Raw genomic sequence first — 11723 nt, forward strand, 5'->3', positions numbered from 1 at the left:
CTTGCTCGCGAAAATTTCAAGCACACCGCGATCAATCAGACAATGCACGTCTTCGTTAACGTCCTTCGCGAGCAAGCTCGCTCCTACAGGGCACTTCAGTGTTCGCAAATGCCGTGTACGCCACAAAGCACTGTAGGGGCGAGCCTGCTCGCGAAAATTTCAAGCGCACCGCGTTCAATCAGGCAGTGCATGTGTTCGTTAACGTCCATCGCGAGCAAGCTCGCTCCTACGGGGCACTTCAGTGTTCGCAATTGCCGCGTACGCCACAAAACACTGTAGGAGCGAGCTTGCTCGCGAAAATTTCAAGCACACCGCGATCAATCAGACAATGCACGTCTTCGTTAACGTCCTTCGCGAGCAAGCTCGCTCCTACAGGGCACTTCAGTGTTCGCAATTGCCGCGTACGCCACAAAGCACTGTAGGGGCGAGCCTGCTCGCGAAAATTTCAAGCGCACCGCGTTCAATCAGGCAGTGCATGTGTTCGTTAACGTCCATCGCGAGCAAGCTCGCTCCTACAGGGCACTTCAGTGTTCGCAAATGCCGTGTACGCCACAAAGCACTGTAGGGGCGAGCCTGCTCGCGAAAATTTCAAGCGCACCGCGTTCAATCAGGCAGTGCATGTGTTCGTTAACGTCCATCGCGAGCAAGCTCGCTCCTACAGGGCACTTCAGTGTTCGCAAATGCCGTGTACGCCACAAAGCACTGTAGGGGCGAGCCTGCTCGCGAAAATTTCAAGCGCACCGCGTTCAATCAGGCAGTGCATGTGTTCGTTAACGTCCATCGCGAGCAAGCTCGCTCCTACGGGGCACTTCAGTGTTCGCAAATGCCGTGTAGGCCACAAAAAACCGTAGGAGCGAGCCTGCTCGCGAAAATTTCAAGCACGCCGCGTTCAATCAGACAGTGCACGTCTTCGTTAACGTCCATCGCGAGCAAGCTCGCTCCTACGGGGCACTTCAGTGTTCGCAAATGCCGTGTACGCCACAAAACACTGTGGGAGCGGGCTTGCCCGCGATGGCGCCGGGACAGTCAGCTGGTTGCTGGTTGACCCACCGCTATCGCGGGCAAGCCCGCTCCCACAGGGAAAGTACTTGGCAGAAGGAATTAAACGGTCGGCAGGCCCGGCGCCAACACCGCCTGACGCTTGCGATGAACCAGGAAGTACGCGCCATAGCACAGCGCAATGAATCCAAAGCCCCAATACAGCGACGGACGCTGGGTTTCATCCAGGGCCAGGAACACGAACAGCGAGCAGCACAGTGTGATGCACATCAACGGCAATACCGGGAACCAGGGTGCGCGGTACTTCAGGTCGCTGAGTTTGCCGCCGTCACGCAAGTACGCCTTGCGGAACTTGTACTGCGCCAGCGCGATGACAATCCAGGTCACGGTGCCGGACATGCCGCTCACGGCCATCAGCACCATGAACAAGGTATCGGCGGCGACGAAGCTGGTCATCAGCGACACCAACGCGAAGCATAAAGTGATGCTCAAGGCACGCAGCGGCACCCCACGCTTGCTCAGCGGCGACAGGCTTTTAGGCGCCATGCCGGTTTTCGACATCGCCCACAGGATGCGCGTCGAGGCGTACAGGCCGGAGTTGCCCACCGACAGGATCGCGGTGAGGATCACGAAGTTCATCAGGTCGGCGGCGTAGGGAATGCCGACCATGTCGAACACCTGCACGAACGGACTTTCCATCAGCCCCGCCTGCTGCCATGGCACGATGGCCGACAGCACGACAATCGCCAGCACGTAGAAGATCAGTACGCGGAACACCACGTTGCGCACGGCGCGGGGAATGCTCTTTTCCGGCTGATCGGTTTCACCGGCGGCCACGCCCATGATCTCGCAACCCTGGAACGCATAGACCACGGTCATCATCACCGCGAACACGGCTGACAGGCCGTTGGGGAACAGCGAATCGCCGATCAGGTTGGTCGCCATCGGCGCGGGTGCGCCGCTGCTCAGGGGCATCACGCCGAAGATCACCAGCACGCCGACCACGATGAAACCGAGAATCGCCGCGACCTTGATCCCCGAGAACCAGTATTCGGCTTCACCGAATGCGCGGGTCGCCAGGGCGTTGATGCCGAACAGCACCACCACGAACAGCGCCGACCAGTACCAGATCGGCACATGCGGGAACCAGCGCGTCATCAGCATGCCGGCGGCGGTGAACTCCAGACCGACAGTGGTGGCCCAGCTCATCCAGTACACCCAACCGATCATGAACCCGGTGGCCGGGCCGATGTATTTCGTGGCATGGGTCTGGAACGACCCGGACACCGGCATCTGTACCGACAGTTCGCCCAGGCAGACCATCACCAGGTACATCAGGAAACCCGCGACCAGGTAAGCCAGGATCGCCCCCACCGGGCCGCCCTGGTTGATGGTCACCCCGGAGCCCATGAACAGCCCGGTGCCGATGACGCCGCCCAGGGACAGCATGAAGATGTGCCGGCTTTTCAGGGCACGGGTCAGCTGAATGCCTTTTTGATCAGTGCTGCGATCAGTGTTTTCGTTCATGTCGGCACCTCAGCAGTCAGTGAGGTGTACAGCGCGCGACAGGACGTCACGGCGCAGGGTGGGATCAGCTTTACGGCAATTCATTATTATTATCTCCAATAAGCTTCGAAGACCGCGCTGCGGCGGTTGCGTCGATTATTGGAAAGCCATGTAAGTTCGCGTTGACCGTAAAGATCGAAGTTGTAGAAAGTCGTAACAAACTTGTACGTCACCTCTGCAACAGGCCTTTCAGGGTGGTCAGCGCGTGCTGCAATTTTTCATCCAGCGTGGTGGTCATGCGGTGGATCGCCGATTCATCGTTGACCAGGGCCGAAGTCTCCAGCGCCCTCAGCGTCGTGGCCAGCGAGCGAAAACCCAGCGAATCACAGCTGCCGGCCAGACGGTGAGCCAGTTGCGCGACCTCTGTGCAGTCGTCGGCGGCAATGGCTTCATGCAGCGCATCGCGGTGCTGAAGAATCGAGTCGCGCAGCACCGCCAGCAGGCCCTGGACTTTTTGCTCGCCGAGCAAGTTGCGATGGGTCTGCAACAGCGACCAGTCCATCGTCTCGTCATGCACAAGCGAGTCGGCGACGGGTGTGTGCCCCTCCAGTACCTGGCGCAGGTTATCCAGCTTCAAGGGTTTGGCCAGGATGCCGTCCATGCCGGCCTCCAGATAACCGCGCACCAGTGCCGGCTGTACGCTGGCGGTCAGGGCGAAAATGCGGGTATGGCGGTTCGGCCCGTCGCCGTGGCGGATCTGTCGGCATAACTCGACACCGCTGATGCCCGGCAGATGAACGTCCAGCAGCAACAGATCGAAAGCCTGCGCTGCACAGTGCTCCAGCGCCTGTTGCGCCTCTTCAGCCAGCCACACTCGGTGGCCGTCCCGTTGCAGCAAGCCCATGGCCACCTCGCGGTTGAGCGCCACGTCTTCGACCACCAGGATATTCAGGACCGGTCCTACCGCGCGAACCGGCGCGACTGCCACCACAGCGCTGGCCGGCTGCAGGCAAAGCTCGAACCAGAAGCAACTGCCGCGCCCCACTTCACTGTCCACGCCGATGCAGCCGCCCATCTGCTCCACCAGATGTTTGCAGATCGCCAATCCCAAACCGGTGCCCCCAAAACGCTGCGCGACTTCTTCGCTGGCCTGGGTGAAGCGCTCGAAAATCTTCGCCTGCATCGCCGGAGCAATGCCGATGCCGTCGTCCGTGACACTGACCCGCAAGCGCTGCCCGGCCTGTTCGCCGGTTTCAGCGAGCAGCGCCACCTCGACGCTGACTTCGCCGCCTTCGGTGAACTTGATCGCGTTGGCCAGCAGGTTGCTCAGCACTTGACGCAGGAACTGCTCGGCGCCGTGGTGATACTCGGCAATCCGCTGATCAACGCGGCAACTCAGGATCGTGTCGTTGTTCAGCGCTCGCGGCTCCAACAGTGTCAGCACCTCGTCGAGCAACTGGCGCAGCGAGAAATCCACCGGTTCAGGATGGCTGACGCCCTCCTCCAGCCTGGCGAAATACAGCACTTCGTTGAGGATAGTCAGCAAGCCTTCGCCGGCCTTGTGCAAGGCATCCAGACGTTTGCCGTCCTGTGCATCCAGACGTGCGCCGCGCAACAGTTCGGCCATGCCGAGGATGCCATTGAGGGGCGTGCGCAGTTCGTGGCTCATGGTCGCCAGAAACCGCGATTTGGCGAGGTTGGCCGCTTCCGCTTCATCCTTGGCCCGCATCAGGCTGGCGGTACGGCGCTCGACCATTTTCAGCAGTTCGTCACGGTTGTCCTGCAAGGCCAGGCGATCGCTTTCCCGGCGCTGGATGTCCCGCAGGATCGACCGGCGCATGTCATCCAGTGCGTGGGCCACGGTATCGATTTCGTCATTGCCGCGGCGCTTGTCCAGGTGCAAGGGTTCTTGCCATTCACCGGAGGCGATGCGCCGGGCAAACTCGGCCATGACTTTCAGGTGCCGGGTCACCAGTCGATAAAACAATCCCGACAGCGCAACGGCCAGGCCGCAGAGAAACACCGCCATCCACAACAGGCTGGTCAAACCGGTGGCGTAGAGACGCTGGTACACCGCCCCCAGATCCGTGCTGACTTCCAGTTCGCCAAGGTTGCGCAACGGACCGGACGGCGGTTGATAGTCCAGGGCGAACCGCTCGATGCGCAACGGCCCGACCGGCTCGGGGTTGCCCTGCACCAGGTCGAAATCGGCGCTGGTCAAGTGCACCCGGGCGACGTCGGAGAAGTCCACCAGGCCGCGCAACTGTACGTTCAGCTGTTCCTGGTTCAAGTCCCAGAGGCTGCGTTCCAGGCTGGCCAGGTAGCCGGCGCGGATCAGCTCCATGCGTGAATCGATGTCGCGCATTTCCCGTCGATACTCGATGTACAGTTGCACGCTGCTGGCCAGCACGGTGAAGCACAGGCTGAACAACAGAATGAACAGCAGCAGCCGTCGCAGCAGTCCACCGGGACGGGCGCGAATCATTGCGTATCCGCCGGCAGGTTGATCATGTCGCGGTAGGTCACTTCGCTTTCGTTGAGCCAGCGCTCGATGTCACCAGCATCGACCATGCGCTGCAACAGCGCGTTGATCTCGGGCATGCGATTGGCCAATGGCGAGCGCCGTGACACGGCGACCCGCAGGTAGTCCACGCTCAACGCCTTGGGCAAGGCGACGATGTCCTGGCCGCCGGGCAGATTTTCCACGTACAACTGGCCGGTGCGCCGCTCCTGGGTGATGAAATCGATGCGCCCGCGAATCAGCTTGCCGAAGTTCTGGTGGCTGTCGGAGACCCATTCGATGTTGTTGTAGCGCGCGACCATGCGATCGAACGCCACGCCGTAGCTCTCGCCGAACAACAGGCCGCCACGGTAATGGGCCAGGTCGTCCAGCTGTTCGAATTTCATCGGGTGCTGACGATTGATGAACAGCGCCACTTCTTCACGCAATACCGGCACCGTCGAGAACAGCATGCTCTGTTCCCGTTGCGCGGAACTGTAGGCCAGCACCACATCGACCCGGCCTTCGGCGGCGTCCAGCAGGCAGCGTTTCCAGTTGCCCAGCACGACCATCTCGACCTCATACCCCAACTGGCCGAACAAGTGCTTCACCACGCTGGGCGCCAGTCCGCGCACCTGCTTGCCGTCACTCCAGGAAATCGGCGGGTACACCGGGTAATCGCAATAGCGAACCTTATCCGCCGCGACGGCATGCCCGGCCACAAGAACCGCCAGCAGGCAAAGCCATCGCGTCATCAGGCTCAGGCCGCCACACCGGCGGTGAACAGGTAACCGGCGCCGTGGATGGTGATGATCAACTGCGGTTCAGCCGGATCGTCGTGCAACTTGCGGCGCAGACGCCCGACCAGCACGTCGATGGAGCGGTCGTTAGGCACCCATTCGCGGTTGCGGATCTGGTCCATCAACTGGTCGCGGCTGAGGGTGTGGCCACTGTTGCGCAGGAACACGCTGAGCAACTGGTATTCGCCGTGGGTCAACAGGGTTTCACTGCCGGAAGGATCGATCAGGCGTCGGCGGTCGGTGTCCAGCGCCCAGTCGGCGAACTGCTTGACCGGCTTGGCCACTGCGACGGCCGGTTGTGGCGTTTGCGCATGACGTACCCGGCGTATCAGGTTTTTCGCCCGGGACACCAGTTCCCTTGGATTGAGGGGTTTGATCACGTAGTCATCGGCGCCACATTCGAGGCCGACGATGCGGTCGATTTCGTCGTTGCGCCCGGTGATGAGGATGATCCCGACTTCCGAGCGCACCCGCAGCTCGCGGGTCAGGGTCAGGCCGTCCTTGCCCGGCAGGCGGATGTCGAGCATCACCAGGTCCACGGTCTGGCTGGCCAGGAAGGTTTCCGCCAGTTCCGCCGTGGCGGCGCAATGGACGTCGTAGCCTTCCTGGGACAGGTAGGCGTGCAGCAGATCGCGAATCAGCGGATCGTCATCGACGATCAATACCCGAGGAGTCATCGCTTGGTGTCCGGCTCAGGCCCGAAGGCCAGTTTCTTATTAGAGTGTTTTCCTGCATCGGCGCCAGAGAGTATCCATTGCTGAACGACTGATCAACAGTCGCTCGTCTGCAGGCGAAAACGCTGGCGACCACCGGCCTGCAAGCCATCGACCCAGGCCTCGCAAATCTGGATGCCCTGCTCCGGGGTGAAGGTGCCGGGGTTCAGCCCGGACTCCAGCCACAAGCCGTCGAGCAATGCGCTGAGGCTGATGGCGGCAAGGTCGGCGTCGAAACTTTCCCAGCCCTCCTCCTGGGCCAGTTGCGCCAGCAACTTGCGCAGGATGCCGCGATACTCGCCATAGGAATGATCGTGGGCCTGGTTGATGGCCTCGGCGGTTTTCACCGCGCCCCAGAACGCCAGCCACGCATCGATCAGCTGCGGATCGAGCAGTTCGGCGGAAAACGACCCGCGAAAAAATGCCGACAAGCGCTCCCGGGCATTCGGCGCGGCTTGCTCCATGGCGTCGCGCAGCAGGGTCATGACCCGCCCGGTAATCGCCATGTAGGCCTCGGCCACCAGCTCATCCTTGCCGGAGTAGTGATGGCTGATCAGCCCTACCGAGACCCCGGCCTCGGCGGAAATCTTGCGGATCGACGCGCCCTGGAAGCCGTGACGCTTGAGGCACACCAGCGTCGCCTCGATCAGGTTGGCTTTGCGCAACTCCGGTTCCATTCGGGAAAAACGGGCTTCCTGATTCATGGGCGACACGCTCCTTAGGTTCAATCGTTAAAGCCCGCACGGGTAAGCGGCGGGCTGAACGACTGTACAGCAAGAGCGGGCAATACCTCCAGTCATCTGCCAGTCTGATAGACCGTGCTGTGCCCTTCGCGAGCAAGCCCGCTCCCACAGGGGATTTGCGTCGTACACAGAATTTGCGGCAACCCCGGATCAACTGTGGGAGCGGGCTTGCTCGCGAAGGGGTCAGTCTGAACAACCGAAAAATCGAGATCAGTCGCGATAATCCGGTGCAATGCGCTCCAGCATTCGCAACAACGCCGCCCAGGCCAATTGCATGGCATCCGGGTCATTCAGCTCTCCCTCCTCCAGCGGTCGCCCCGGATCATTGAACTGGCGTTCGGTGTGCGCGCAAACCTCAGCCGATGGCAGCACCAGTTCTCCGGCAGCCATGGCCGCCAACTGGATTTCACAGGCCTTCTCCAGGTAGTACATGCGCAGGAACGCCTGGCTCACCGTCTCGCCGACGGTCAGCAATCCATGATTGCGCAGCATCAGCACCGGCTTATCGCCGATATCCTGAACCAGGCGCTCTTGCTCGCTCAGGTCCAGCGCGACTCCTTCGTAGTCGTGGTAGGCAACCCGGCCATGGAACTCCATGGAAATCTGGCTCACCGGCAACAACCCACACTTCAACGCCGCCACCGCGCACCCGGATCTGGTGTGGGTGTGCAGCACGCATTGCGCATCTTCACGGGCGCCGTGGATGGCGCTGTGGATCACGAAACCGGCCGGGTTGACCGGATACGGCGATGGCTCGACGGCGTGGCCATCAAGGTCGATCTTCACCAGGTTCGACGCCGTGATTTCATCGAACATCAGCCCGTAAGGGTTGATCAGAAAGTGATGTTCCGGCCCCGGAATGCGCACCGAGATGTGGGTGAAGATCAAATCGGTCATGCGAAAGTGCGCAATCAGGCGGTAACAGGCCGCCAATTCCTCACGCAGACGCTGCTCGATTGCGCTGCGCTCAGGGGCCAGATGGCTGGCGATTTTGTTCATTGTTCTGGTTCTCCAGGCTGATCGGCTGAGGAAGACAGCAAGGCTGGACGCTTCGACACGTCCAGCCATCCGCGTTTATTTGCTGGCCCAGGCGTTGAAGCGCTCTTCGAGCTCTTCGCCATGATCGACCCAGAAACCGACGTTCATCGACAGTGCACCCTTGAGATTCTGCGGCGCAGTGGGCACCCATTGCGCCAGTTTGTCGTCCAGTCGCGCGGCGGCCTGGGTGTTGGTCGGGCCGTAAGGGATCTGCTGCACATAGTTGACCTGGGCGTCCGGCTGATTGGCGAAGGCAATGAAACGCTTGGCCTGATCCACATGTTTGGAGCCTTTGATGATCGCCCAGTAGTCCATGCCGTACAGGCTGCCGGGCCAGACCAGGCCGAGATGGCTGCCTTTCTGCGCGGCGTCGGCGATGCGTCCGCTGTAGGTCGAGGTCATCACCACGTCGCCGGCGGTCAGCCACTGTGGCGGTTGCGCGCCGGCTTCCCACCACTGGATGTAAGGCTTGAGTTCAGTGAGTTTGGCGAATGCCCGGTCCACGCCTTGCGGGGTGCCGAGTACCTTGTAGACGTCTTCGGTTTTCACGCCGTCGGCCAGCAAGGCGAACTCCAGGTTGTACACCGCGCGTTTACGCAGCCCGCGTTTGCCGGGGGTTTTCTTCACGTCCCAAAAGTCTGCCCACGAGGTCGGGGCCTGGGCCAGTTTGTCGGTGTCGTAGGCAATCGCCACGCTCCACACCAGCGCGGCGGAACCGCACTCCTGTGCCGCTTCGGGGATCAGCTGGTCGGCGTGCCCCAGGCGCGTCCAGTCCAGGCGTTCGTACATGCCCTCTTCGCAGCCGCGCATCAGGTCCGGGCCTTCGATCTGCACCACGTCCCAATCGACGTTGCCGGTGTCGACCATCACTTTGATTTTGGCCATCTCGCCGTTGTATTCGCTCTGGATCACTTTGCTTTGATCCACGGCGGCGAAAGGTTGAAAGAACGCCACGTCCTGGGCTTTTTGTCCGGCTCCGCCGTAACCGACCACCACCATGTCCGATGCTGCCTGGGCACTGCCCAGGCCCATGGCCACGGACAACACCAAGGGATAAAAACCGTGCTTGAGCGTATTCGATTTCATCAGTGGTTCCTCTGGCAGGTGCCCTGCGGACACATTCCGCCCAGGCCCTTTTTTATTGTTGTGAGGTAAGCCCCAGGAGCAGGCTCGAAGTGAAATTACTGCAAGGCGCAGTAAAAAAACAAGTTGATTTTTTACTGAAGGTAAATTTCTATAGCTGAAAATAACAACACCGAAAACCTTTTGCCTCTGTAGGAGCGAGCTTGCTCGCGATGGACCTGAGGGCGACGCGTTCATCCAGACAACACGCGTTATCGTTAACGTCCATCGCGAGCAAGCTCGCTCCTACAGAGCTCAGCCTGCCTGGAGTACCCGCACCATGCCGACCTCGACACCTGCCTTCGCGCACCTGTTCGAACCCCTGGAGATCCGCGGCAAGCGCCTGAAAAACCGCATCATGTCCAGTGGTCACGACACGTCGATGCCCACCGACAACCTGGTCAATGAGCAATTGATCGCCTATCACCGGGCGCGGGCCGAAGGCGGCGCCGGGCTGATCGTGCTGCAAGTGGCCGGTGTGCACGACAGTGCGCGCTACACCTCCCACGTATTGATGGCCACCGACGATGCGTGCATCGAGGGTTACCGCAAACTGGCGCAAACCTGCCATGCCCACGGCACCGTAGTGTTGTCCCAGGTGTTCCATCCGGGGCGGGAAATCATGGAGTCCAGCGATGGCCTGCTGGCGGTGGCCTACTCCGCCTCGTCGGTGCCCAACGAACGCTTCCGGGTGATGCCCCGCGCGCTGGATCAGGCCATGATCGACGAGATCGTCGCCGGTTATGCCGCTGCCGCCCGGCGACTGCATCAGGCCGGGATCGATGGCGTCGAGGTGGTCGCCAGCCACGGTTACCTGCCGGCGCAATTCATCAATCCGCGGGTCAACCGGCGCACCGATGGCTACAACGGTGAACTGGACCAGCGTTTGCGTTTTCTGCGCGAAGTCATCAAAGCCGTGCGCGGGGCGACCGATGAGCAGTTCATCGTCGGCCTGCGCATTTCTGCCGACGAGCGCGACCCGGAAGGCCTGACCGAAGATGAATCCCTGGCCGCCGTGCAGTCGCTGCAAGCGCAGCTCGATTATGTGCACATCGTCGCCGGCACCTCGGCGTCGCTTGGCGGCGCGGTGCACATCGTGCCGCCCATGGCGATCGAAGCAGCGTACCTGGCCCGGGAAGCCGGAACGTTCAAGGCCAGCCTGAACATTCCGTTGTTCGTCACCGGGCGCATCAACCAGCCCCAGGAAGCCGAGCTGATTCTGGCCCGGGGCCAGGCCGATGTCTGCGGCATGACCCGCGCGCTGATCTGCGACCCGCAGATGCCCAACAAGACCGATACCGGCCGCGTGGAAGACGTGCGCGCCTGTATCGCCTGCAATCAGGCGTGCATCGGGCACTTCCACAAAGGCTTGCCGATTTCCTGCATCCAGCACCCGGAAACCGGTCGCGAACTGATTTTTGGCGAACGTAAACCGACAATCAATCGCAAGCGCATCATGATCGCCGGCGGCGGCCCGGCCGGCATGAAAGCCGCCGCCGTCGCTGCCCAGCGTGGACACGACGTGACCCTGTACGAAGCCGGTTCACAACTGGGCGGTCAGGTGTTGCTTGCACAACTGCTGCCACGGCGCAGTGAATTCGGCGGTGCCAGCACCAACCTGCAGCGGGAAATGGAGCTGGCCGGGGTGCGCGTGGTGCGCAACACACGGGTCGACCGGGCACTGGTGGAACAGCAAAAACCGGACATGGTGATCGTCGCTACCGGTGCCGAGCCGTATTGGCCAGCCTTTGAGCGCGGTGGTGAGCTACAGGTGGTAGACGCCTGGCAAGTACTGCGCGATGAAGTACAGATCGGCCGTTCGGTGGTGGTGGTCGACTGGCGCTGCGACTGGATCGGCCCCGGCATCGCCGAGCGCCTGGTTCGCACCGGGCATCAGGTACAACTGGCGGTCAACGGCACCCATTGCGGGGAAAACCTGCCACTGTACGTGCGCGATCAACTGGCCGGCGAGCTGCATAAACTGGGGGTGCCGATCACGCCGTATGCGCGCCTGTATGGCTGCGATGACAACACGGTCTACCTGCAACACACCGCCAGTGGCGAACCGATGCTGATGGAGAACATCGACACCCTGGTGCTGTGCCAGGGTCACCAGCCGGTGGATACCCTGGGTGCCGAGCTGCAGGGGTTGGTTGAGTTTCGCCGCATCGGCGACTGCCTGGCGCCGCGCACTGTCGAAGAAGCGATATATGAAGGCCTGAAAGTCGCGTGGGAACTTTAAGGCTGTTTATACTCCGGGGCTTTAATGGCTAACACCAACCCTGTAGGAGCGAGCTCTGCT

8 protein-coding genes are annotated in these 11723 nt (G+C 61.3%); 1 reads left to right on the forward strand and 7 read right to left on the reverse strand.

Going from position 1 to position 11723, the window contains the following annotated elements; genetic code table 11:
• Positions 1 to 1101: 1101 nt before the first annotated feature.
• From AC06G5_RS16765 to AC06G5_RS16795, 7 genes are all read right to left on the reverse strand, one after another.
• Entirely contained in the window at positions 1102 to 2526 is a 1425-nt protein-coding gene (locus tag AC06G5_RS16765; RefSeq protein ID WP_480457652.1) for an amino acid permease, read from the reverse strand.
• A gap of 208 nt (positions 2527 to 2734) precedes the next feature.
• The gene (locus AC06G5_RS16770; protein WP_480457654.1) at positions 2735 to 4990 is read right to left on the reverse strand and encodes an ATP-binding protein; all 2256 of its coding nucleotides are present in this window, start codon (positions 4988 to 4990) and stop codon (positions 2735 to 2737) included.
• Positions 4987 to 5760 (reverse strand): substrate-binding periplasmic protein, encoded by a 774-nt coding sequence (locus AC06G5_RS16775; protein WP_480457656.1) that lies wholly within the window; start codon positions 5758 to 5760, stop codon positions 4987 to 4989. The genes AC06G5_RS16770 and AC06G5_RS16775 overlap by 4 nt, the downstream gene beginning before the upstream one ends.
• Positions 5761 to 5765: 5 nt before the next feature.
• The gene (locus AC06G5_RS16780; protein ID WP_480457658.1) at positions 5766 to 6482 is read right to left on the reverse strand and encodes a response regulator; all 717 of its coding nucleotides are present in this window, start codon (positions 6480 to 6482) and stop codon (positions 5766 to 5768) included.
• Between the two features lie 92 nt (positions 6483 to 6574).
• A complete protein-coding gene (locus AC06G5_RS16785; RefSeq protein ID WP_480457660.1) occupies positions 6575 to 7222 on the reverse strand; it encodes a TetR family transcriptional regulator C-terminal domain-containing protein in 648 nt (215 codons plus the stop codon).
• Between the two features lie 249 nt (positions 7223 to 7471).
• On the reverse strand, positions 7472 to 8260 hold the full coding sequence (locus AC06G5_RS16790) for a class II aldolase/adducin family protein (protein ID WP_413704678.1): 789 nt from the start codon (positions 8258 to 8260) through the stop codon (positions 7472 to 7474).
• A 75-nt stretch (positions 8261 to 8335) separates the two neighbouring features.
• Entirely contained in the window at positions 8336 to 9385 is a 1050-nt protein-coding gene (locus AC06G5_RS16795; RefSeq protein ID WP_413426725.1) for an ABC transporter substrate-binding protein, read from the reverse strand.
• 316 nt (positions 9386 to 9701) lie between these two features.
• Between AC06G5_RS16795 and AC06G5_RS16800 the strand changes: the two genes are divergently transcribed.
• Positions 9702 to 11663, forward strand: a complete 1962-nt coding sequence (locus AC06G5_RS16800; RefSeq protein ID WP_413426723.1) for an oxidoreductase — start codon at positions 9702 to 9704, stop codon at positions 11661 to 11663.
• Positions 11664 to 11723: the final 60 nt, after the last annotated feature.

Source organism: Pseudomonas sp. WT-JTC (genome assembly GCF_056711565.1).

What these genes read in the sequence shown, in the direction of transcription:
- AC06G5_RS16790 (WP_413704678.1), bottom strand. Translation starts at nt 8,260, where the DNA reads ATGAACAAAATCGCCAGCCATCTGGCCCCTGAGCGCAGCGCAATCGAG.
- AC06G5_RS16785 (WP_480457660.1), bottom strand. Translation starts at nt 7,222, where the DNA reads ATGAATCAGGAAGCCCGTTTTTCCCGAATGGAACCGGAGTTGCGCAAA.
- AC06G5_RS16765 (WP_480457652.1), bottom strand. Translation starts at nt 2,526, where the DNA reads ATGAACGAAAACACTGATCGCAGCACTGATCAAAAAGGCATTCAGCTG.
- AC06G5_RS16775 (WP_480457656.1), bottom strand. Translation starts at nt 5,760, where the DNA reads ATGACGCGATGGCTTTGCCTGCTGGCGGTTCTTGTGGCCGGGCATGCC.
- AC06G5_RS16770 (WP_480457654.1), bottom strand. Translation starts at nt 4,990, where the DNA reads ATGATTCGCGCCCGTCCCGGTGGACTGCTGCGACGGCTGCTGCTGTTC.
- AC06G5_RS16800 (WP_413426723.1), top strand. Translation starts at nt 9,702, where the DNA reads ATGCCGACCTCGACACCTGCCTTCGCGCACCTGTTCGAACCCCTGGAG.
- AC06G5_RS16795 (WP_413426725.1), bottom strand. Translation starts at nt 9,385, where the DNA reads ATGAAATCGAATACGCTCAAGCACGGTTTTTATCCCTTGGTGTTGTCC.
- AC06G5_RS16780 (WP_480457658.1), bottom strand. Translation starts at nt 6,482, where the DNA reads ATGACTCCTCGGGTATTGATCGTCGATGACGATCCGCTGATTCGCGAT.